The 22620-nt window shown below is 34.2% G+C and carries 19 protein-coding genes; 8 read left to right on the top strand and 11 right to left on the bottom strand.

Going from position 1 to position 22620, the window contains the following annotated elements; translation table 11 throughout:
- Positions 1–81: 81 nt before the first annotated feature.
- From rmuC to rfbB, 4 genes are all read right to left on the bottom strand, one after another.
- On the bottom strand, positions 82–1551 hold the full coding sequence (gene rmuC, locus BHC43_RS04935) for a DNA recombination protein RmuC (protein ID WP_257377986.1): 1470 nt from the start codon (positions 1549–1551) through the stop codon (positions 82–84).
- A gap of 261 nt (positions 1552–1812) precedes the next feature.
- Positions 1813–2382 (bottom strand): dTDP-4-dehydrorhamnose 3,5-epimerase, encoded by a 570-nt coding sequence (gene rfbC / locus BHC43_RS04940; RefSeq protein ID WP_100151554.1) that lies wholly within the window; start codon positions 2380–2382, stop codon positions 1813–1815.
- Positions 2383–2388: 6 nt separating this feature from the next.
- On the bottom strand, positions 2389–3270 hold the full coding sequence (gene rfbA / locus BHC43_RS04945; protein WP_100151555.1) for a glucose-1-phosphate thymidylyltransferase RfbA: 882 nt from the start codon (positions 3268–3270) through the stop codon (positions 2389–2391).
- Between the two features lie 241 nt (positions 3271–3511).
- The gene (gene rfbB / locus BHC43_RS04950; protein WP_100156674.1) at positions 3512–4582 is read right to left on the bottom strand and encodes a dTDP-glucose 4,6-dehydratase; all 1071 of its coding nucleotides are present in this window, start codon (positions 4580–4582) and stop codon (positions 3512–3514) included.
- A gap of 228 nt (positions 4583–4810) precedes the next feature.
- Between rfbB and BHC43_RS04955 the strand changes: the two genes are divergently transcribed.
- Entirely contained in the window at positions 4811–5857 is a 1047-nt protein-coding gene (locus BHC43_RS04955) for a hypothetical protein (protein ID WP_100156675.1), read from the top strand.
- An 86-nt stretch (positions 5858–5943) separates the two neighbouring features.
- On the opposite strand, the gene BHC43_RS04960 is transcribed toward BHC43_RS04955, so the two are convergent.
- The 4 genes from BHC43_RS04960 to BHC43_RS04975 form a co-directional block, all read right to left on the bottom strand.
- Positions 5944–6756 (bottom strand): polysaccharide pyruvyl transferase family protein, encoded by an 813-nt coding sequence (locus BHC43_RS04960; protein WP_100156676.1) that lies wholly within the window; start codon positions 6754–6756, stop codon positions 5944–5946.
- Positions 6741–7766: a glycosyltransferase gene (locus BHC43_RS04965; RefSeq protein WP_100156677.1), complete on the bottom strand. Its 1026-nt coding sequence runs from the start codon at positions 7764–7766 to the stop codon at positions 6741–6743. The genes BHC43_RS04960 and BHC43_RS04965 overlap by 16 nt, the downstream gene beginning before the upstream one ends.
- 2 nt (positions 7767–7768) lie before the next feature.
- On the bottom strand, positions 7769–9895 hold the full coding sequence (locus BHC43_RS04970; protein ID WP_100156678.1) for an HAD-IA family hydrolase: 2127 nt from the start codon (positions 9893–9895) through the stop codon (positions 7769–7771).
- Positions 9896–10107: 212 nt separating this feature from the next.
- Positions 10108–11106, bottom strand: coding sequence for a hypothetical protein (locus BHC43_RS04975; RefSeq protein WP_100156679.1), 999 nt, complete (start codon positions 11104–11106; stop codon positions 10108–10110).
- 474 nt (positions 11107–11580) lie between these two features.
- Here BHC43_RS04975 and msbA point away from each other — a divergent pair, with 474 nt between their 5' ends.
- Positions 11581–13362 (top strand): lipid A export permease/ATP-binding protein MsbA, encoded by a 1782-nt coding sequence (gene msbA / locus BHC43_RS04980; RefSeq protein ID WP_100156680.1) that lies wholly within the window; start codon positions 11581–11583, stop codon positions 13360–13362.
- Between the two features lie 235 nt (positions 13363–13597).
- On the opposite strand, the gene BHC43_RS04985 is transcribed toward msbA, so the two are convergent.
- Positions 13598–14671, bottom strand: coding sequence for a hypothetical protein (locus BHC43_RS04985; protein WP_100156681.1), 1074 nt, complete (start codon positions 14669–14671; stop codon positions 13598–13600).
- A 197-nt stretch (positions 14672–14868) separates the two neighbouring features.
- On the opposite strand from BHC43_RS04985, the gene BHC43_RS04990 reads away from it, so the two are divergent.
- The 4 genes from BHC43_RS04990 to BHC43_RS05005 are packed head-to-tail and all read left to right on the top strand — an operon-like array spanning position 14869 to position 18400.
- Positions 14869–15720, top strand: coding sequence for a glycosyltransferase family 25 protein (locus BHC43_RS04990; RefSeq protein WP_100156682.1), 852 nt, complete (start codon positions 14869–14871; stop codon positions 15718–15720).
- 31 nt (positions 15721–15751) lie between these two features.
- The gene (locus BHC43_RS04995; protein ID WP_218966465.1) at positions 15752–16546 is read left to right on the top strand and encodes a putative nucleotide-diphospho-sugar transferase; all 795 of its coding nucleotides are present in this window, start codon (positions 15752–15754) and stop codon (positions 16544–16546) included.
- Between the two features lie 25 nt (positions 16547–16571).
- Positions 16572–17375 carry a glycosyltransferase family 25 protein gene (locus BHC43_RS05000; protein ID WP_100156683.1) on the top strand — a complete coding sequence of 268 codons (804 nt, stop codon included), beginning with the start codon at positions 16572–16574 and terminating at the stop codon, positions 17373–17375.
- Positions 17376–17407: 32 nt separating this feature from the next.
- The gene (locus BHC43_RS05005) at positions 17408–18400 is read left to right on the top strand and encodes a glycosyltransferase family 2 protein (RefSeq protein WP_180297427.1); all 993 of its coding nucleotides are present in this window, start codon (positions 17408–17410) and stop codon (positions 18398–18400) included.
- A gap of 5 nt (positions 18401–18405) precedes the next feature.
- Here BHC43_RS05005 and BHC43_RS05010 read toward each other — a convergent pair whose 3' ends face one another.
- Positions 18406–18978 carry a hypothetical protein gene (locus BHC43_RS05010; protein WP_100156685.1) on the bottom strand — a complete coding sequence of 191 codons (573 nt, stop codon included), beginning with the start codon at positions 18976–18978 and terminating at the stop codon, positions 18406–18408.
- A gap of 12 nt (positions 18979–18990) precedes the next feature.
- Positions 18991–19653 carry a hypothetical protein gene (locus BHC43_RS05015; RefSeq protein ID WP_218966466.1) on the bottom strand — a complete coding sequence of 221 codons (663 nt, stop codon included), beginning with the start codon at positions 19651–19653 and terminating at the stop codon, positions 18991–18993.
- A gap of 413 nt (positions 19654–20066) precedes the next feature.
- Between BHC43_RS05015 and sstT the strand changes: the two genes are divergently transcribed.
- Together sstT and BHC43_RS05025 are read left to right on the top strand one after the other, a co-directional pair.
- A complete protein-coding gene (gene sstT, locus BHC43_RS05020) occupies positions 20067–21302 on the top strand; it encodes a serine/threonine transporter SstT (protein WP_100141160.1) in 1236 nt (411 codons plus the stop codon).
- A gap of 134 nt (positions 21303–21436) precedes the next feature.
- Positions 21437–22432, top strand: a complete 996-nt coding sequence (locus BHC43_RS05025) for an LLM class flavin-dependent oxidoreductase (protein WP_100141161.1) — start codon at positions 21437–21439, stop codon at positions 22430–22432.
- The last annotated feature ends 188 nt before the right edge of the window (positions 22433–22620 follow it).

Raw genomic sequence — 22620 nt, forward strand, 5'->3', positions numbered from 1 at the left:
AGGTTGCAATAAAAGCTTAATTTAGCTGTAAGCCAACATTATTCATGTATAGAAAAATTCATGAAATTAGGCAACACAAGATCATTCTGAGGGAGAGTCTGAGGTAGCAAGAAGTAGCTCATCTTCATCTTCCTCTCCTTTTTGATAATATTCAGGCAAATTTTTACTGCTTTGTATCCCCAGCTGACGCAGCTTTTGCGCTCTGTTCACTAGGTTACCACGCCCGTTAACCAATTGCCCCATAGCTTTCTGAAATTGTCCTTGAGCCTGATCCAGATTTTTTCCAACACCTTCGAGAGTGTTCACAAAGCCAACAAATTTGTCATACAACTTACCGCCTTCTTTTGCAATAGTAAGCGCATTCTGATTTTGCTGTTCACTACGCCAGATATGAGCAATAGTACGTAATGTTGCCAGTAAAGTGCTGGGCCCAACCAGCATAATCCGCTTTTGGAAACAGTCATCGAACAATTGATTATCCTGCTGTAGCGCGAGTAGATATGCCGGCTCAACCGGAATAAACATAAACACAAAATCGAGTGTATTTAGCCCATCAATTTCATCATAACATTTAGACGAGAGTTCTTTAATATGATGACGCACAGACTGAATATGTGCAGCTAGCGCTTTCTCCGCACTGGCTGCATCTGTTGCCTGAGTATAACGGACATAAGCTGTCAGTGAAGTTTTAGCATCAATAACAATCTGTTTATTCTCAGGTAAATTTACCAACACATCCGGCTGCAAACGACGCTGACGACCAAACTCATCAATAATCGTATTAGACGCCTGTAGAACGTACTCACGTCCTTTTTGAAGACCAGAATTTTCCAATACCTTTTCCAGAATCATCTCGCCCCAGTTACCCTGATTTTTATTCTGAGTACCGGCTAAAGCATCGGTAAGCGCTTTAGCATCACAATGCAGTTGAGCATTAAGCTGCTGCAGGTGTTTTAGTTCATTTTCTAGCGTTGTACGTTCTTTTGCCTCTTTTTCATAAGTATGCTGAACCAGTTGACTAAATCCCTGCATACGCTCATGTAAAGGATTCAGCAACAGACTAAGACTAGCCTGATTCTGCTCACTAAAACGTTTACTTTTTTCTTCCAGAATATCATTAGCTAATGACTTAAATTGATTGCTGAGGCTATTACGCGCTTCGTTTAATAAAGCCAGCTTCTCCTCAAAGGCTTCGCGTTCAAGCTTAAGTTGCGTGTTAAGACGACTGTTTTCAATTTGTATATGATTTAATTTTTCCGCAGCATTTATATACTTTTGTTCACGAATATGCCAGTCCTCAGAACGCAGTTGCCAGTCCTGTAACTGCTGTTCTGCTGCAGCCAGATCGATGGCGGCAGACCGCAGTTGTTCACATTCTGATTGAAATGCTTCCTGTGCAGTAGTTAACTGAACATTTACTGCTTCTGCAGCACTCAAGCGTTTGTATACAACTTGTAATTCTTGACGACACCGAATCAATTCTTCATCATTGATCTGTTTATTTTGCTTAAGATAATTAACTTCTGTTTGTACACGAATCAACTCATTCAAGGCTTCTGATAACTGCTTCTTTACGGACTGATGTTCTTGTAATGATTTGTGTCGATATGTTAAATATATAATTATTGCAACAATGAGAATTGAAACAATCCAAATAAAAGTAAAAACAGTCTTCATGATAAAATAAACCGTAAAATCGATTTAACGAAGGTAACAGGATGGGATCATGGCAGTAACTATACAAGAATTAATAAATAGAATTATATTTAAAAATATAAATTAAATTGATTTATAAATTATCTTTTTAAGATTTTAGCTATAACAATTTTTAAGATGGGCAAAATCATGAGCCTGAGCATCTTTATGTGAATAACTGACTACCATATCAGAACTGATAGGCCATGAAATGGCTAGTTCAGGATCATTCCAGCGAAGATTACGCTCACATTCTTTAAAATAAAAATCAGTTGTTTTATAAAGAAACTGAGTATCATCCTCAAGAGCTAAAAATCCATGTGCAAAACCTGCAGGAATCCAAAACTGTCGATGGTTGACAGCCGATAGTTCTACTCCATACCACTGCCCAAATGTTATAGAATCAGGTCGAATGTCAACAGCTACATCCCAAGCCCTGCCTTGGACTACACGAACTAATTTTCCTTGTTCGTGTGGTGAAATTTGATAATGTAGACCCCTAATAATACCTTTATGGGACAAAGAATGATTGTCTTGAACAAATTCAGGACTATGTAGATGACGTTTATTTAAAGCTTCTTCAAACAGTTGTTGATTAAAGCTTTCCATAAACCAGCCTCGTTCGTCCTCGAAAATGTGAGGCTCAATTATTAATAAATCTTTGATAGGAGTGTCAATTATATTCATAATCAATTATTTATGATATTCGTTGTATAATTTTAATAAGTATTGTCCATAGCTGGTTTTATTTAAAAATTTCCCACGCTCATATAGTTGTTCAATTGTTATCCATTTGTTATTGAATGAAATTTCTTCTAAACATGCAATTTTTAAACCCTGCCGTTTTTCAATAGTCTGTACAAATTGGCTGGCATCTATCAAAGAATCATGTGTACCTGTATCTAACCATGCAAAACCTCTTCCTAACAATTGAACATTTAATTGTTGTTGACTTAAATAAAGATTATTTATATCTGTAATCTCAAATTCGGATCTTGCTGAAGGACGTATAGTTTTAGCCATTTCAACAACCTGATTATCGTAAAAATATAATCCGGTAACAGCATAATTGGATTTAGGATGGGAAGGCTTTTCTTCGATTGAAAGTACTTTGCCATTTGCCCCAAATTCTACAACACCAAATCTCTCAGGATCGTTAACATAATAACCAAATATAGTAGCGCCTATAGTCTGATTACAAGCAATTTGTAATTGTTGTCCAAAGCTTTGCCCGTAAAATATATTATCTCCTAATACTAAAGCTACGTTTTCTTCTCCGATGAATTCTTCTCCCAAAATAAATGCTTGGGCTAAACCATCTGGAGATGGCTGTATTTTATATTCAATTTTAATCCCAATAGAGCTACCATCATGAAAAAGTTTCTGAAAATTTGGTAAATCCTCTGGAGTAGAAATAATAAGTATTTCATTAATTCCAGCCATCATCAAAATAGATAACGGATAGTAAATCATAGGTTTATCGTAAATCGGTAATAGCTGTTTTGAAGTTCCTAATGTAATAGGATACAGCCGCGTACCAGATCCTCCAGCAAGAATAATACCTTTCCGTTTCATGATTTTCTTTCTGGCAAGTCTTAAGCTAATGTAAAAGGGGAATATTATAACCTAAATGTAAATTTTTCAGATTGATTTTAACTAAGTATATTAATTTCGCATGTGCATTAAAAATTGTTTTATAGCGAATTATTTTGTCAAATTAATAAAAAGCAAACCTTATTAAAATTATTTAGGTTGTTAACTAAATTTCAACTTAAAAGTAGTATATAGTCAATAAATACTGTTTTATATATATACTTCAAATATTATTATATTGTTTTTTTATCCAATTTTTATATTCGCCAGTCTGTATGTTTTTCACCCATACTGGATTTTCAATATACCATTTAACAGTTTTGGTTAAACCTGAGGTAAAACTTTCTTTTGGTACCCAGCCTAGTTCATTCTTAATCTTACTAGCATCTATTGCATAACGAATGTCATGTCCAGGCCTATCTTTAACATATGTAATGAGATCTCTATATTTATTAATTCCAATGGGTTTTTTTGGAGCTAATTTTTCAAGTAGATCACATATTTGGTTAACAACATCGATGTTTCTTTGTTCGTTGTGCCCACCAATATTGTAGCTCTCACCGGTTTTACCTTTTGTCAAAACGGTATAAAGTGCTCTTACATGATCATCAACATACAACCAATCTCTTATCTGCTCACCATTACCGTATATTGGTAATAATTTGCCGGATAAAGCATTCAAGATACTAAGCGGTATAAGTTTTTCTGGAAAATGATAAGGACCATAATTATTAGAGCAATTTGTAAGTATAATGGGCAGACCATACGTGCGGTACCATGCTCGAACAAGGTGGTCTGAACTGGCTTTACTGGCAGAATATGGTGAGCTAGGTGCATAAGGTGTCATTTCTGTAAAAAAAAGACTACTATCTTTGAGGTCTCCGAATACTTCGTCAGTAGATATATGATGAAAACGAAAAGATAGCCGTTTTTCTTTACTTAATTTTTGCCAATATATACGAGAAGATTCTAGTAAATGGAATGTTCCTATTATATTGGTCTGAATAAAATTTGAAGCCCCATTAATTGATCTATCGACATGTGTTTCTGCCGCCAGATTCATTACTGCATCAGGTTGAAAATTATCAAAAATTTTGGCTAGGGCATAGGAGTCAATAATATCTGCTTGATAAAAATGATATCTTGGATTTCGTGCTATTGACGATAAAGATTCTAAATTTCCTGCATAGGTTAATTTATCTAAGTTCAAAACCTGATGATTTGTATGTTCGATCAAAAATCTTATTAGGGCGGAACCTATAAAACCAGCTCCGCCTGTAACTAATATATTCATTTCATTCCTACAACATTTATTTCAGAAAATCAAAAAAAATTAATTATTTTGAAATGGCTCTCGTAAAAGGGATAACGCTTTATATATACGTATTATAAAATTTTGTACATGAGAATGCACTCTATAAATAATGTGTGTTATAGAGGTTTTAATTTTTGGGTATATTTTCACCATCAATTTGATTAAAGTATAATTAAAAGGAAGTATTAAAGTTTTTGAGGCTACTGGATGGTTAAAAAGCGGATTATTCTTGCTATGCCAAAGCATAATGATATTTTTGCTGAAATAATAAAAAATTTGGAATATTATCAATTTGATGTTACATTTGTAGATAGCAACCCTAAATATATTAAAAATTTTAGATATAAAAATGTTTTAGATAGAATATTTCATTTAGTACGTAAAATCTTTTTTAGGGATTATTCATATAAACATTTGCTTAAAGAAAAATTGTTAGTCGATAATACAAAAATGTATTTATCGTCTAAACTATATGATTATGCTTTAATCATAAGACCTGATACTTATCCTTTAAAATTGTTGCAACTCATTAAAACAAGGGTTACTAAATCAATGATAGGATATCAGTGGGACGGTTTAACCCGGTTTCCAGCAGTTTTGGCAACTATTGATTTATTTGATAGTTTTTATGTATTTGATTCTAACGATATCCAAAACAATGATTTTAAGAAATTCCATTTGAGTGGAATAACAAATTTTTATTTTGATGTTAACAAACCTGAACCTATTAGTCATACCGGAAAAATTGCTTATTTTGTTGGGTCACATATAGATGAACGGATAAGTGCAATTGATAGCTGTGCATTTGAATTAAATAAAAATAATATTCAATTAAAATTCATAATTCCAACAGACGATCCTTGGAAAATTTCTAAATATAAACAAAAAAATCTTATTACTTTTGGAGCTAAAAATAAATTAAGCTTTCATGAAAATATATCTAATATTAATTATTCAGATATTTTAGTTGATATAGTTAATCCCATACATCATGGTTTATCATTCAGGGTTTTTGAAGCATTATATTATCAAAAAAAATTGATTACAACTAACCCATTCGTTCAATATTATGATTTTTTTCATCCCAATAATATAATGATTTGGGAAAAACAAAATTACAATTTTTTATCAGAATTTCTTGCTAAACCGATGGTTATAATTGATTCTGAAATCATACAAAAATATAGTTTTGGCAATTGGATAAAGAATATTTTAAACCTAGATTCATATCAAAAAATTACCTTACCACAATAAAACTAAATATTATTAAAATAGAGTATATTAAAAAAATTAACATACTCTATTTATACTAATGATAAAACAAATTTATTCAGATACTCTTAATGGAGATGATTAATATCTATAAAACAAGTATGAGGATACTGTTCTAATAACGAATTTTCATAAACAGCTTTATTTTTAAAATAATTATTTGCAAATAATTTTACTTTTTTCTTTAATATAGAACCTAGTATTCCAATATGAAGACGATCTGTTTCAATGGTCTCAAAATTCGACAAATAGCCAGCTAAACTTAACGAAACATGTTTAGCTAGATGTTTATTAGACCATAGACTTCCATTCCAAGATAAAGAAATATCCATATTGTTACTTGGTAAATCGAATAGATTTGCTGATTCTCCATCAGTTCTAAAGCAGTATGCGGTGCCTATTCCTTTTTGTTCAAAATTTGAAAAATAGTATTTCGGGAAATAAAAAGCCATATCATCCGATAAATATACATTATCCATATTAGCTTGGCTAGAAATACAGTTATTAAAGGAATAATTTTCTCTACAAAGAATTTTTAAATTTCCAAAAGTTTCATTCAATAAATTAGGATACCCTAAAACTGTATGTGGAAGAACAATACAGGAATTATTCTTGACAGATTTTAAAATCTCTTTATACATTTCATCGTATTTTCCTTCAACTAAATTACCACCACCAGCAAATAATATGGTTTGATTTTTGAGTAGTGATGTATCATTTATTATTTCATAATTAAGATTTAAAGAATCAAATAATAAATAAGTAGAATGAGCTATCAATGCATCACCAGAATTGCCAGGATTACTCCAATAATAAAATTTTTTATCTAAAAATAACGTCAATAAATTAATTATATTAATTTTTTTTATTTTTTCTTCCATTTTCTTATTGTATCCCTAATTTTTGCTGCAATTGTTTTCAGAGGAAATGATTTTCTTCTTAAATACCACACATTGCCTTGAATATCATTTATTTTATGATTTAATTCATTAATTTTATTTGTTAATTCAGTATTTTTTTTATCCATTTCGTTTATAAGTAAATGTAAAATACCATAATTTGCTGAATTATCAGATAAAGCCTTTCTAACAATTGAGTTTCTATATTCTATCTGATATTTATGATGCAGGTTTGCCCCCGCGCAGACTGAATTACCATATATATTATTAGAAGAAGCCCTTAAATGATAAAAAGCCAATTGTTCATTTATAGAATGTATTTCACCTATTCTAAATAATCTTAGATTGTAATCCCAGTCCCCTAGCACTGGAAGCTGATCATTAAATTTTCCGATTTGCTTTGCCGCATTCATGCGAATTAACAGACAAATTGGTGGTGTAACATTTTGTCTTAACAAGTACCCTATATCTATAGTTTGTTGCCAATGAGACCAATCTTCTGTACGTAACTGTTTAACGGTGTCTACATTTATTTCTTCATATATAACTAAACATTTTGTTACAACAGCGACTGCATTTTGGTTGGAATTTAAATGATTTACTGTTTCTTGTAAAAAATTATAATGCCAAGAATCATCATCATCATGTACAACCATGAATTCTTCAGTGGCAATATCAAAACCGCAATTTGATGCAGCTTCCATTCCTAAAGAAGTAGAATTATGAATTACTGTTATTTTGTCTTTTAAATAAGGTAAATTAATCTCAACCAACTCATTTACTTCTTTAGCATCACCACCATCATTGATTAAATATAAATGCCAGTTAGAATACGATTGTTGAATTACACTTTCAAGAGCCCTAGTTAACAATAAGGGCCTATTTTTGGTCCTCATTATAATAGCAACTGAACCATCCCTTTTCAGATTGTCAACAGTATTGTTTTCAAAATAGTTTATTGGATATAATTGTTGATTTGCTGATTTTAACATAATTAGTTTTCAATAAAATTTTTAATTAACTTAGGATATTCATTAAAATATTGGAGGGCAAATTGATATACTTGCGGTTTAATTTTTTTACGATTTTCTTTCCAATACTGAATTGTACCACATTGCCATCCTCCCGGTCCCCCAAATGAAAATCGGACTTGTTTTAGATTCTGAGGTAATTGTTGGTTTATTAAACATTGCATTATTTGATGATCAAAAAGTGCAGAATGTTTAATTCTTCCCAAATATGTTTGTTCATATCTAAGAGGAGAAATACAAACTTGAAAAATTGCTGCTTTTGCAACTTCGGTATTGATATAATTTTTTTGCAAACCATAAACGGATTTATTTTTTTTCCATTTTTCAATTGTACTTAACACACCTTTCTGAAAAATAGAAATTTTTTGGAGATATTGTTCAATATAAATACTTTTTTTATCATCCTTTAAACAAGGATAAATATCTTTCTCATCTCTCTTATAACCTATGGTAGTTTCATGATCTGCTGAATGTAAGTTTTCTAAAATATTTACACAATTTTGATATAATTTTTTTTCGGATATAGAAGAAAAAATATTAAAAAAAGCAGCTTTCATTGGACCATTTTTATAAAGTCTTCCTGAAGCAGTTTGTCCAAATAACCCATAATAGAATCCATATATTTTACTTTCGATACCCATATGTGAACGAAATTTACTCAATGCCAATTGAATTGAGCCACTCCAACCTAAATCTATTATCGCTATTTTTTTATTTACTTCAAATAACCCTTCTTGTTTGAAATATTCTATGGATTCTGTATATTCTTCTTCAAATTTTTTTAACAAAATAGAAGTTAATTCTTTTTGTATAAATATTTTTAATTTGTCAATTTTTTTAAAATCAAAAGCATTTTTGATTGAACCAAATTTCTGAACAAAATTAGTATTTAAGATATCTTGCGCATCGATTCCTAAACGATTAAAATATGTTATATAAGTATCGGTATGTTGTAAAGATTCATTCACTATTGAAGTCAAAGAGTCACTTGAAAGTTTTCCATTTTGTTTAAGTTCTATGTAATATGTAGGAAAGCGTAAGACTTTTCTTGAAAGATAGAGATAGCTGGAAGTTGTATTACATTCTTTATCTAAATCTAGTAATTGCCATACTTTTTGAATTAATTGTGCATCTCTTGCACAAAAATAAATGTGGTTGATTTCATTTTTTTTAATATGTTTTTTTAACCATGAAGTATAACTATATAAAATTAAAGCTCCAAGTGTTTCCCCTAAACCATTCCAGAATGAATCTTCATTAAACTCTTTCAAAGAGTAGATACCATTAGTTAAATGATACACCTTATTCATTAATGAAAAAGGGACTACTTCTTGACAAAGCTGTGCACCTAATCTTCTTTGTCCTAAAAATCGCTTATAATGATAAGTATTTATATGAAATTTTCTAGGTTGTATAACATCTGCAACTTTATTATCGCCTATATGCAATATTTTATAGCCTGTATTGTTTTCTAAAACATATTTCCAAATTCTTCCACTATGTTTTGATGATAATAAGTCAGATGAGACATATAATTCGTCATATAAGTTTAAATGATTCTTTTCAAGAAGAGTTTCAATAAATTGTTTAGATAAATAAATATCAGAAACAAATATAATTTTTTTTCCAAGCTTTTTTAATTCTAAAATTAGTTTTTTATTATCTTCTATACTGATATTGCTATCTATCTCGGCTACTAGCTCTAGCTTTTTTGCTTTATTTAGTAAACTTGTATTATATTTATATGTATCAAAAAGATAGTCATAAATCTCATCTAATGTCACTTCATCTCTATTTTTCTGACGATGCAAAATATCTCGTATTTGTGCTTCTGCTAGGAGTCTATTTCTAGCAAAATCTTTTAAATTACTATTATTCACTTGGAGCTGATTTTCTACGTAAGCGAATAAGTCAATAGGACATTCGAATAATCGAGTTAAAAGCGTATCAAAAATATCAAAAGATATTACTTCAAAGTCATTAGATTTTTCTAAAACATTATTAATATATGTTTGATCAATTTTTTGTAAATTTTGCTCATAGTATTGTTGCGCAGAGGTAAGAATAGATTGAAAGTCGGTTGAATTCATAATGCGTCACACCAAAAACCTAATAATCATGATAACAATATTTCACAATTTTTGCTTACTTATTACTTTGCGTCAGAAAAATTGCTAGTTGTAAAATTTATTTAAATCAATTTTTTAGTATAACTTTTTACGAGCAAATTGTATATAAAAAATCATATAAAACAAAAAATTTATAGGTATTTGTTATATTTTAATAGTTTACCTTATTAAGCTTAAGAGTAAAGGATTTGTTCTATCCAGTTTTTGAAACTATATTTTTGGAATATTTCTGCTTTTATTGGTTTAAAAGGTTCTTTTAGAAAATCTTTAATATCATTATGTGTTTTATCTTCCCATATATATATATTTTCTGGATGATAGAAATCATAATTTTTAACATATGTATTTGTTGTAATTAATTTTTTTTGATAATAAAGAGCTTCAAAATGACGAAAAGAAAGACCATGATGTCCTCCAACTACAAAGTCGACCAGTATATCTGATGAATTCACATTTTTTAAATTTTCAAAATAATTAATTCGGTTTTCTTTGCCAAAAATGATATGCTTAGATTGATAGCAATTAATATCTTTTCTTTTGCTTGTAGGGATAATAAACTTCGTTTTTATTCCATTGGCGGTAAGATTTGTTATGCATTGCTCAATTGCTTGTACGCGACAAGTTTGATGATCTCCAATATAATAAGCCTGCATCACATCATTTTTTATATTTTGGGGCGTAAGCATATCAAAATAAAAATTTGTAGTCTTATGTAGATGGTATTTTTTATATTCTTTATTTATTATATCTGTATGATCGAATATATAGAACTTATCAAATAAATGTATAAGATTTATTACCGGAAATCTTTTAAGTCCATCCCATTGATATCCTATAAATTTAATTTTGGTTTGCTGTTTTAACATTTCTAAAACACTTTTAGGGTATAAATCTGGTCGGATAACAATAGTGTAATCATATTGTTTGTTTCCAATTAGTAATTCTGCTTTATTTAAACATTGTTTCGCTTTTAATTTTTCTTTGTAATTATTGTTACGTAAGGCATGCTTAATAAAAAAATTGGATATTCGGTCTTTGATGCTTGCATATTCAAAATTTAATATGCTATCCACACGAAATACTTCATACCCATGAAATTGCAAATTTTTTGCAATTAAGTCTACGATACCATTACTTGGTGGCATGGCTAATAAAATAGTTTTATTTCTCATGAAACAAATTTAAACTAGAATTTTTGGCAATTTGAAACTAATTATTTTAAGTGTAGTGTTTTTTTTAATCAATATTGCGAGATTATTTGGTATTAAATTTTATTTAGAAAGTTTTAATTGATTACTAGCCATTGCCTATTTCTTAAGAATAGGTATGTTTGTTTATAATTAAATTCATTACTATCTAATATAGATGTTTTCTTAATTTTAATATGAACTAATCAATATTTTTTATTATCAATAAATATGAATCTTTTTAAACTTTCCATGCAAGATTTTTTTGTTTTGGTAGAATATACTTAGTTATGATTGATGTGATGATTTAGGCTAGATAGGATAATTAGCTTGGATAATTGCTTGCGGTGTTTAATATTTTAAAAATTTTTGTATTTGAAAGATTTTGATTAATACAATGTATTAATGATCTATATTAAACTTATATAACATTTATGTTTTGATTGTTCTAGGTAACGAATGAAAAAAAGTAAAGAAACCAATGCCTATTCACCGAAGAATCTGTATAAGAGGTTGTTCCCCTATATGCGGGGACTTGTAAAGTATTTCTTTATCTCTGTGCTGGCTATGGTTGTGGTAGGGGTAACAGGGCCTCTGTTTGCTTATTTGTTGAAACCAATCATCGATAATGGATTCGTCGAAAAAAACATGGAAGCCATGAAATGGGTTCCATTTGAAATTGTCGGTTTATTTATTTTTCGTGGTATTGCTAATTATATTAATGAATACACTAGTGCATATATTTCGAATCAGATGGTTCAGGTAATTCAGAGGGATTTGTTTGCCAAAATGATGATGCTTCCAATCGGCTACTATCAGGAAAATAGCCGTGGGCGTATGATGTCACGGATTACGAATGACGCCAAAGGGATTACTGCAGCCGGTTTTGATGTGATTACTGTGTTTGCTAAAGACGGTGTTACCGTTCTTGGTTTATTAATCTGGTTGTTTTATCTTGATTGGCAACTTACGTTAATTACTTTTGTGACCATTCCTTTGATTGCGTGGTGTGTAAGGATTATTAATAAACGCATCCGTCGATTGGTTACACGAAGTCAAAATGATCTTGGTCAGGTGATGCAGATTTTGTCTGAATCCATTGATGGTACTCGAGTGGTACGTATCTATGGCGGTCAAAATTATGAACAGAATCGTTTGGAAAAGACTAATAAAGCATTACGAAGCCTTGCAGTAAGACGCCAGTCTTATACTTCTATAGGCAGTGCTGTGACGCAATTATTAATTGCAACTTCTTTATCGATTATTTTGTATGTTGCTGCTAAAAGAGCCAGTCATGCAGGATTTACTGCCGGTGATTTTATGTCTTTTCTATCAGCTATGCTGATGATGTTTGATCCATTAAAGCGAATTACTAATATGTCTAGTGTGTTGCAGACAGGTTTGATGGCTGCAGATAGTGTTTTCCATTTTCTGGACGAGCCTGAAGAAAAAGATCTTGGGGTAAAACAGCTTGTTTCACCGATAGGTGATATAACTTTTAATAATGTAACATTACGTTACGGTGAAGCAAATAAAAACGCGATTGATCATTTAAGTCTGACGATTAAACAGGGTAGTGTTGTTGCGTTAGTAGGAGAGTCAGGCTGCGGTAAAACATCTACTGTTAATTTGATTCCTAGGTTTTATGATGTGACTAGTGGTCAATTAACTATTGGTGGAGTTAATGTAGAAGATTTTGAGCTGAAAAGTCTTCGCTCTCAGATGGCACTGGTAAGTCAGGATGTGGTTTTGTTTAATGATACTATAGCCAATAATATTACTTATGGATGTCCTGAGGCTTCAGAGGCTGATATTATTCAGGCGGCAAAGGCCGCTAATGCTTGGTCTTTTATTAGTAATATGCCTGAAGGTTTACAAACTCAAGTAGGTGATCAGGGGATGAAACTTTCTGGAGGTCAGAGACAGAGACTAGCCATTGCGCGTGCACTGTTAAAAGATGCGCCTATTTTAATTCTGGATGAGGCTACTAGTGCACTGGATACAGAATCTGAAAGGCTGGTTCAATCAGCTCTGGAAACTTTGATGAAAAATCGGACTACAATTGTTATTGCTCATAGGCTTTCAACTATTGAAACTGCTGACAATATTGTGGTGATGCATCAGGGTAGAATTGTTGAGCAAGGTAAACATAAGGATTTGTTAGCCAAAAATGGTCGTTATGCAGTGCTACACCGTATGCAGTTTGGTGAAAACAGAAGTTCAGCAGATGTTAACATTTAGTTATTGTAAATAATTGATTTTCATGTTTTATTTTGATATTACTAATTTTTCAAATGTTGTTTATTGAATTTTTAATGATTAAACTGTACTGATTTTTTGATAATAGTTCTTATATACAAAATACAAGATACGGTTTTTAAAAGATTTACGTATCTGTATTTTGTATTTCAATCCTTTCATTTTCAATTAAGCATGTAAGGTTTTAGCCTAGCTATATTGGGCAGTAGCTTCAATGTTATATAACTGATATTTCTTTGTAAGGTGAATCGTCCAGAATATTTTTTATCCAATTGGCAAAACTGTATTTCGATATGATATCAGGATGAATGCTGATTAATGGTCTGACTAAAAAATCACTTAATTGCTGCAAGTCTTTTTCTTCTGTCCAGATAAAAATGTTATCAGGATGGTAAAAATCATAATTCTTTATATATGAATTATTAGTAATTAATTTTTTCCTATAGTACAAGGCTTCAAATACTCTAAATGATAAGCCATTGTGTATTGGGTTAACGATATCTATAAGTATGTCAGCCTTATTAACGTGCTTTAAATTGTCTTCAAAAGAAATATTTTGAGCAATTAAACATATGTTTTGTTCTGTATATTGGACTGCTTTGCTTGCTTCGGACGGGCGCAATTTGATATTGAAATCTAAATTCACGCCATTTTCTATCAGTGCTTTTGCACAGGTTTGAAGGGCTTTTGTTCTGTTGTCAACATGTAAGCCTACAAAGTAGGCAATGAGCCCTTTATGGGGTACTGGTTGTGGATGGTACATGTCAAAATAAAAATTACTCATCCCTTTCAAATGAAATTGGCTATATTCCGGATTATTTACATCTAAAGGATCAAATACAAAAAAACGATCGAACAAATTTATTGTTGGAATGGTTTTGGGAAAGCGTTTGATACCATTCCACTGATAGCCTATAAATTTCTTTTTTGTATGGCTTTTCAGAAGCTCTAATGTTGCGATGGAAAACAGATCCGGACGTATAACCAGTGTATAGTCATAATTATAATTTCCTAGTGTTTTCTGGGTGTTCTCATATAGTTCCTGATGATAGATTTGTTCTTTCAGTTCAGCTTTATAGGTGAAGTCGAACAAAAATATTTTTCGGATAGTATTAATGATATGCGTTTTCAGACTGGGATAATGAAAATTAGCTTCAATCTTTTTTTTCAGTGTTTCTGAAGTACTGTCAATAAAGATAACTTTGTAATTATGATATTCTAGATGATTTTTGATGGCACAGGCGAAGTCGCTATAGCTCGACATAGCTAGAATAATAGTTTGTTGCGGCATTGTTAAATTACTTTTGGAGAGTTGTGGTTTTAAATTGTTGTGAATCTGATAGGGGTTATTGGTTAAGTTAGATTCGTATTTTAGCAGTATATGTTGGTTTCAGTGGTTTTAAGAGAAACAATATCTGTGAATTGTTTTGTGGTTTTTGGTTATAATTTATGAATAAATTATGATTTAGTTGGTATGGTGTTGAATAAATGCTCAAAACCTTTTTAATAAATCTGGATAGACGTTCAGATAGGTTAATTTACGTTAAACGGCAATTGGGGAATTTGGGGATTGATTTCGAACGAATCAGTGCTGTTGATGGTAATTGTTTAACGGATGAGCAGAAAGTATTTTTAAATCAGCCAAGATTTGCCTTGGAGTGTAAACGTAAGGCTGTTAACGGAGAGTTTGGCTGTGCTTTATCTCATCGAGCCGTCTGGCAGCGGATGGTGGCTGAGAGTATTCCTTTTGCTTTAGTGCTGGAAGATGATGTTCAGTTGAGCTCTGAGCTGGTTTCTTTAATTGCTGAAGAAAAAAATTATCATTCATTTGATTTTTTGAATCTGACTTTGAAGCGCCCATATTATGATATTGATGCTGTGGAAATTAAAAAATCACTTTCCCAAAAACACCTTATTCGTCCAGCATTTTGGCAAGTGATAAAGCGTAAAGCTTGGCGAATGATGGAGGTCAAGGCAATTGTTAAGTGGAAAATTTATCGTTTACATGCTTTGCATAATGGGATGATTGCCTGTGAATGTGATTTTGCTCCCTCTTTAGCTTGTTGTTATATTGTTTCTTTGCAAGGGGCAAAACAAATGCTTTTGGCCAGTGATAATCTTTTTTATCCGATCGATAAAGTTTGGCATTATTGTGGTGGTTTGTTAAAAGAGGGATTTCTGGCTGAACCATTGGCATTTCAGTCACTGGATTCTGATATTCCTCATCGAGTGCGCTTTAAATTGACATTTTGGCAAAAATTTATAAGATTTTTTGTGAAGGGGCGACATTGGCGACGCAGACTGGATGTAATACGCATGTATGGTTGGTCGCGGTTATAATTAATCTCGTTCATGTTTGAGAATATTAATAATGGTTAAACTGGGTAGGGAATATGCTTGGCGTGCGAAGAATCGTCGGGTTGTGGTACCGCTAGCTGAAGTGGTAACGGAAGAGATGAAAGCTTCTGTTGCTGATGGGGTGACAGTGGTGGCTTATCATACGGATGATGAGTTTTATACGCATGAAGCGAAACGGATGTGTGCCTCTGCTGAGCGTTTAAATATCAAAGTTAAAATTACAACGATTTCCAGTAAGGGGGGATGGGAAGCTAATACTTCTTTTAAGTCGAACTATTTGATGCATGAGCGCGATTTGGTGAGTGGTCCGATGTTGTATGTCGATGTGGATGCGGTTTTCCATGTTTCACCGTTGAAATATTTGGCTGGTCTGGATTGTGATATAGCTGTTTATTATGATTTGGGTGATGGTCATTTAGTTTCTGCTACTTTATTTTTTCAGGATACAGCTGCTGCCAGACATTTATTGGCCGAATGGAACCGTCAGTGTATTGCTCAGCCGACAATATGGGATCAAGAGGTATTACAATCTGTAATTGCGGCAGACCAAGCTTCTGCACATCCTCGCTATAAAGTTGCTCATTTGCCAGTGGGCTTTTGCTGGATTTTTGATCGTGAGGATAATTTACTCGCCCCCAAACAACGGGTTTATATAGAGCAGTTGCAGGCCGCGCGGGTGGTTCATGAAAATCTGCGAACCAATGGAAAATTGTTTTCTATTCGAAAAAGTAAGGTACAGCGCCGGATGGATAGGATTCTTGAAATTGAGAATATTTTGTTTCCAAACCGACTTGATGGTTCATTGTAATAAATATCTGTAATGAAAGTAACAGATGATTTCTGCTTTAGTAATTAATCTGGAACATTCTGCCGAGCGACTGAGATTCCAGCGTCAGCAGCTAACTCATTTACAGATTCCCATGCGGCGTCTGGATGCGGTGAGTACGAAAGATATATTATCTGATCAGTATGAGCATCAGGCAAATGGTTGGGAGCGTAAATTACGTCCGGCAGAATTAGCCTGTTTTTTGAGCCATAAAGCAGCCTGGCAATTTGTTTTGGAAACTGGTCAGCCTTGGTTAATTCTTGAAGATGATGCGTTGCTTTCACATAAAACGGCTGAACTTTTGACAACTATATCTTCTACGACTTGTGAGTTAGATTATGTGAATCTGGAAACTAGGCACCGGAGAAAGTGGCTGGATCGAAAAAGCTTGGCTTTGATTGCGGGTTATGAATTGCGGCGTTTATATCAGGATCGAACAGGTGCTGCTGCTTATGTTTTATTTCCATCAGGAGCACGTAAGCTGGTAAACAGAGCACAGTTTGCGGCTCCGGCATTGGCTGACGCTTTTTTATGCCGGTCCTATGACTTAAATGGCTGGCAGGTTTATCCGGCTGCTGCCATTCAACTGGATCAATGTGCTAATTATGGTTTGAACCCTCCTGTTTCTTTTGTTTCAACGATAACACCTGAAAATAATGTTAAACCACAGGCTAACCATTTTTATCATTATTTATGTTTTAAATACCGTCGGCTGGCAGCGCAGTTACGTATGGGCTGTCGTCAGCTGTCTGTATCAAGATGTGCGCAACGACTAATGGTACCTATTATACAAAGTGATTTTGAAGAATAAGTTTGTGGGAGATGAAGGATATTTTCGCTGATATGGGCAAAATAGAGTTAAGTATTCTGATTCCGGTATTCAATGTAGGAGTTTATCTACCTGAATTGCTGGAATCTTTATTGCCAAATTTGCCGGCTAATGTTGAAGTGATTTTTTATGATGATTGTTCGCAGGACGACTCGCTGGCTATTATCCGAAAATATCAGCAAATTTACACAGATGCGTTTATTCGCGTGTTGTGTGGTCAGGAAAATAAAGGCATTACGCAGGTACGCCAATGTCTCTTACATTCAACTCAAGCTGAGTATATTTGGTTTATTGATTCGGATGATAAGGTTGAATCACTAGCTGTCCAACAGATTATGGGTATTTTGAAACAATACCATCCAGATGTGCTTCTATTTGATTATGATGTATTTTTTGATAATACTGGTAAGTTAAAATCGAAGGAGCATTTATCGATTGCTCCGGCCAATACTTTACTGCATCAGAAAAATGGAAACTTATTCCATCTTGCTATTATGGATGGGAAACATTATTTCTGGAATAAAGTTTTCCGACGCCAGTTGGCGACAAAAGTTTGCCGTTTTACTATTCCTGCCTACGAAGATATTGCGAATACACCTAGTCTGCTGCATGAATGCCAAACTTATTTTTATTATCCGCAGGTTTTGGTGCATTATCGTATATGGCCAAATTCTATTGTGCAGAAAATGAGTCTAAAGCAGGTTTATGGTATTGAAGCTTATCTCACTCAAGCATTTTATGCTGAAACTATTGTAGGTGATGAGAAATGTTGTGCTTATTTGCTGTATAAGGCTCATTTGTACTATTTTCGTTTATGCCGGAAGCTTGCAAAAACAACTATGCCAGAAAAAGAAAAAAAGGCAATTTTGCACAAGGCGGCTGAGCTTTTTGTCGTGAAACGTTTGTCAATTCGTACAACAATTTTGTTGTTGCTGCGTACTCATATGTGGGATAAAGCGGCTAAATTGATGTTGAAATCAGCTTTATTTGCCTTGACGCATAAATGAAGTTTTTAAATAGTAATTATTCTCCCTGTTTTTACCCAAGTATGGATTAGTTGTTTTTCGTCGTTCCAGTTATGTCCGGTCCAGCCTTCACTAGTAAAGTTGTGAATATATACGGTATTTTTTGGGTACTGCTGGCAAATATAATCAATGGCAAGAAGTCCTGTACTAGGTTGACGGAAACCCAGTGAGTCAGCACAGTGGCGGTAAATTTTGCTTGGTATGGTGTTGATGAAATATTGATCCAATTGCGATTTTTTTATCCATTTGGGAAAACGCCATAGGTATTTTATGCGTTTATGCATAGGGATGTTCTGGTAGCGACTATAGAAAATATCTTTTTTACTATAGCGGAAAAATATTTGAGTTTCGTGTTTTAAAAATTGATGTTCGATTACCAGATGTCTAATCTGGGTGTAACCATTGGCAATGAATATCCAATCTGCTTTAAGCGTGCAGTTTGGATTGGGGTTGTTAAAGCGGACTACAATGTCATCATCCTGAATCAGGTGTGCTATGGAGTTTTGTTCGTCAGCATTACCAATAATGAAGAATTTACTGTGAGTCTGAACTGTTTTCATAGTGGTTTGTTATTATTGCCAATAATTTTTTAGCCAAGGAGCCGGTAAAATTTTACGGTACCATTTACCTCCACCACCTTTGATGGCATCGGGAGGATTAACTTCGCCATGAAAAACGATGATTTTACCAAAATCAGGTTTTTCCGGTGCTTGCCATATTGCATAAGGCATTTTTTTTAAAACATTGTACTTATAGCTCAGGCACCAATTTTCTGGCCAATAGCTAAGTTGATGATGTTCACGCACATACCATGATAAAAAAGCCTGTTCATGGCGGAATTGTTGCCGGATTTGTTGAAAATGATTGCGAAAATAATCCATTAAATCTGGTATCGCACCAATTTGAAATCGATAAACAGAACTGTTGCCAATTTTGCGCCAAGGTTTTTTCCAGTCACGGATAATCCAGACTTCATCGGGACGGCTGGATGGCTGGGTGAAAAAGCAATCGATGTTATCGATGATAACGATATCTATATCTAAAAATAGGGCTGTGCCTTGTAAACCGAACAGGTTGGCACTAAAAGTGGTCAGTTTGTTCCAGCCGCGTTCTGGTAAGCCTGCAGGCAAGTTTAATGGTATCAGTGGATGGCATTGAATTGCAGGATGGATGCCGCTCGCGTCATCTGTCAGGCAAATCATGGTAAATGGCAGTGTCAGATTACGTTTAACCATGTGATATAGTCGGTTGACATATTCCGCGCTATATTTTTGACCCCATTTCATACATAAGATGTAATTTTGTGAAGCTTTGTTCATTGATTGCTGTATCGGGCGATTTTGAGGTTTGCAGTATAGCATTTTAATATTTTGGGCTGTTTGATCTATTTGAGATGAGTTAATTAAGAGCAGCTGTTTTTTAACTATTTTGGTTGTTATATGTTTATTCGTAGGTTTGGGCTATTTTAATGCTAAACTTGTTATCCAGCTGCTAAGTAGTAATGGTTTTCTGTTAAGTTTAGGCTGTTGTGGAGGTGGATGGAAATGGATTCAAAAACTTGATTTGATGCAATGAATTTTTTTGCATGGCTGGATGGTTTTTAATCTGTTTTACATATGTTTTATCCGGCTGTAACTAAGGATTGTGAATGAAGAAACTTTTATGGATATTGTTTAAGAGTAATCTGATTGTACGCATGTTAGTGTGTATGATTATTGGCGCGTTTATCGCGGCTTTTTTACCGCAATACGGGGTTAAACTGGAATTTCTGGGTAGGGTATTCATTCAGGCTTTGCGTGCTGCTGCACCTATTCTGGTTTTCGTACTGGTGATATCTTCGATTGTCAATAATAAGTTTGATAATGTTTCCAGTATTAAGTCGGTGGCTTGGCTGTATGCTATAACGGTGCTGATTTCTGCAATACTGGCTTCAACGGTGAGTTATTTGTATCCACTGCATTTGGTGATGGATGTGCCGCCGGCTTCCGAGAAACCGCCCGAAGGTGTAGCTGAGATTCTGATGAATATTATCCTTAAGTTTGTGGATAATCCTGTCGATGCGTTGGCTACTGGCAATTTCCTCAGTATCTTAGCGTGGTCGACGGCATTGGGTATTGCTTTGCGTCACAGTAGTGAAGCAACTAAATCGGTAATTAAAAACTGGTCTGATGCAACTATCTGGGTGGTACGGCTGGTGGTGGCCATTGCTCCTTACGGAGTTCTAGGTTTGGTGGCTTCACATTTTACTAGTGATGGTCTGGCTAAATTAAAAAATTATCTGGAGTTGATTGGTGTATTACTCGGTTTGATGGTATTTGTGGCCTTGGTAATCAATCCACTGATTGTGTTTTTGAATTTCCGTAAAAATCCTTATCCATTGGTATTTACATGTCTGCGTTATAGTGGCATTACGGCGTTTTTTACTCGTAGTTCGGCCGCCAATATTCCAGTAAATATTCGTCTAGCTCAGCGTATGCAGTTGCCCGAAGAAATATACTCACTTTCTATTCCTTTGGGTGTGACGATGAGTATGAATGGCGCAGCTATTACAATTACGACGATGACGATGGCTACTGTGCATACTTTGGGGATGGATGTAAGCTTTATTCAGACATTATTGCTAAGTATTTTGGCTACAGTATGTGCACTTGGCGCTTCCGGTGTACCGGGAGGTTCGTTACTGTTGATTCCGGTGGCGTGTAGTATGTTCGGAATTGATCCAGCCATTGCAGCTCAGGTTGTGGCCATTGGCTTTGTTATCAGCGAGATTCAGGATTCTGCCGAAACTGTTCTGAATTCTTCCAGTGATATGCTGTTTACTTCAGTGGTATCGTTGAAGCAGCAAGGTCGGGACCCTAGTAAAATTGAACTATTGCCAGAATAATTTTTTATCAGTTTTTTTAAACCGCTGCATGTTTCCTGCAGTGGTTTTTTTGTATTTGAATTGAATATATTTGTAATTTGATGAAGAACGGAATAACTTAGTCTCTGTTGTATATTTTAAAGACGGGAAGTTTTATGGCGATACCTGTTTCAATTTTGAATCTGGTGCCGCGTCGAGACAATGGTACGGCAGCTTCGGCAATACGGGATATGTTGCGACTGGCACAGGTAGCCGAACAGCTGGGGTTTGTACGCTACTGGATTGCTGAACACCATAATATGCCGATGGTGGTCAGTTCGGCGACACAGATATTGATCGGCCATACGTTAAGCCATACGCATCATATTCGTGTAGGCAGTGGCGGTGTGATGTTGCCTAACCATAGTCCGTTGCTGGTGGCTGAACAATATGGCACTCTAGCTACAATTTATCCGCACCGAGTTGATCTAGGGCTGGGGAGAGCGCCTGGAACAGACAGAGTAACCGCTGCTGCTCTGAGGCGCCAGTTGAACGATGTTTCGCTTAAATTTGCGGATGATGTGGTGCAGTTGCAACGTTATCTAGGTGATGAGCAACAGCAGGGGTTAGTAAAGGCTTATCCGGGTATGGGCACTCATATTCCCTTATATATATTGGGTTCTAGCACCGACAGTGCATATCTTGCAGCCAGTCTGGGTTTGCCTTATGTCTTTGCGGCGCATTTTGCTCCGCGTTTTCTGGATGAGGCAGCTGCTATTTACCGTGAGCGATTCCAGCCTTCTGCTCAACTGGCTGCACCTTTTTTTATGCTATGTCTAAATCTGGTGGCGGCTGCTACTGATGATGAGGCTCTTTATTTACAAACGACGCAGTTGCAGTCTGTGCTGGGGCTGATTCGGAATAATCGGAAAGCGCTGCATCAGCCAGTACCGACTATGGATGGTTTGTGGACACCTGAAGAAGAAGCCTACGTACGAAATTTTACCGCTTGTACTTTATTGGGCGCACCAGAAACAGTTCAGCAGCAGTTAGAAGCATATGTCTTGCGTTTTCAGCCGGATGAAGTGATGGCAGTCAGCTATATTTATGATATGGATAAGTTGCTTGAGTCTTATAATATTTTTAAGACAGTGGCTGATAATGTTGGTTAAGTATGGTTTTGGGTAGGCTGAAGGTTAGTATTTCGTAGCGAGTTATGATTTAGATGTGGCAAATTTTAGTCTAGTGTTGTGGCATTATTTGCCCCAAATCAAGTGTTATTTGATTATTTTTATCATTTGCCTTGGTATTTTTTGCTGTAATATTACAATTATTCTTAAAATGTAAGCGAAATCGGGAG

The sequence above is a fragment of the Snodgrassella alvi genome, assembly GCF_002777855.1.
GTDB classification, from domain to species: domain Bacteria; phylum Pseudomonadota; class Gammaproteobacteria; order Burkholderiales; family Neisseriaceae; genus Snodgrassella; species Snodgrassella alvi_E.

Coding starts and splice junctions, on each gene's coding strand:
- BHC43_RS05025 (WP_100141161.1), top strand. CDS start 21,437: ATGGCGATACCTGTTTCAATTTTGAATCTGGTGCCGCGTCGAGACAAT.
- BHC43_RS04955 (WP_100156675.1), top strand. CDS start 4,811: ATGGTTAAAAAGCGGATTATTCTTGCTATGCCAAAGCATAATGATATT.
- BHC43_RS04975 (WP_100156679.1), bottom strand. CDS start 11,106: ATGAGAAATAAAACTATTTTATTAGCCATGCCACCAAGTAATGGTATC.
- rfbC (WP_100151554.1), bottom strand. CDS start 2,382: ATGAATATAATTGACACTCCTATCAAAGATTTATTAATAATTGAGCCT.
- BHC43_RS05015 (WP_218966466.1), bottom strand. CDS start 19,653: ATGGTTAAACGTAATCTGACACTGCCATTTACCATGATTTGCCTGACA.
- BHC43_RS04995 (WP_218966465.1), top strand. CDS start 15,752: ATGGTTAAACTGGGTAGGGAATATGCTTGGCGTGCGAAGAATCGTCGG.
- BHC43_RS05005 (WP_180297427.1), top strand. CDS start 17,408: ATGGGCAAAATAGAGTTAAGTATTCTGATTCCGGTATTCAATGTAGGA.
- BHC43_RS04960 (WP_100156676.1), bottom strand. CDS start 6,756: ATGGAAGAAAAAATAAAAAAAATTAATATAATTAATTTATTGACGTTA.
- BHC43_RS04985 (WP_100156681.1), bottom strand. CDS start 14,671: ATGCCGCAACAAACTATTATTCTAGCTATGTCGAGCTATAGCGACTTC.
- rfbB (WP_100156674.1), bottom strand. CDS start 4,582: ATGAATATATTAGTTACAGGCGGAGCTGGTTTTATAGGTTCCGCCCTA.
- sstT (WP_100141160.1), top strand. CDS start 20,067: ATGAAGAAACTTTTATGGATATTGTTTAAGAGTAATCTGATTGTACGC.
- rfbA (WP_100151555.1), bottom strand. CDS start 3,270: ATGAAACGGAAAGGTATTATTCTTGCTGGAGGATCTGGTACGCGGCTG.
- BHC43_RS04965 (WP_100156677.1), bottom strand. CDS start 7,766: ATGTTAAAATCAGCAAATCAACAATTATATCCAATAAACTATTTTGAA.
- BHC43_RS05000 (WP_100156683.1), top strand. CDS start 16,572: ATGATTTCTGCTTTAGTAATTAATCTGGAACATTCTGCCGAGCGACTG.
- BHC43_RS04990 (WP_100156682.1), top strand. CDS start 14,869: ATGCTCAAAACCTTTTTAATAAATCTGGATAGACGTTCAGATAGGTTA.
- BHC43_RS04970 (WP_100156678.1), bottom strand. CDS start 9,895: ATGAATTCAACCGACTTTCAATCTATTCTTACCTCTGCGCAACAATAC.
- msbA (WP_100156680.1), top strand. CDS start 11,581: ATGAAAAAAAGTAAAGAAACCAATGCCTATTCACCGAAGAATCTGTAT.
- BHC43_RS05010 (WP_100156685.1), bottom strand. CDS start 18,978: ATGAAAACAGTTCAGACTCACAGTAAATTCTTCATTATTGGTAATGCT.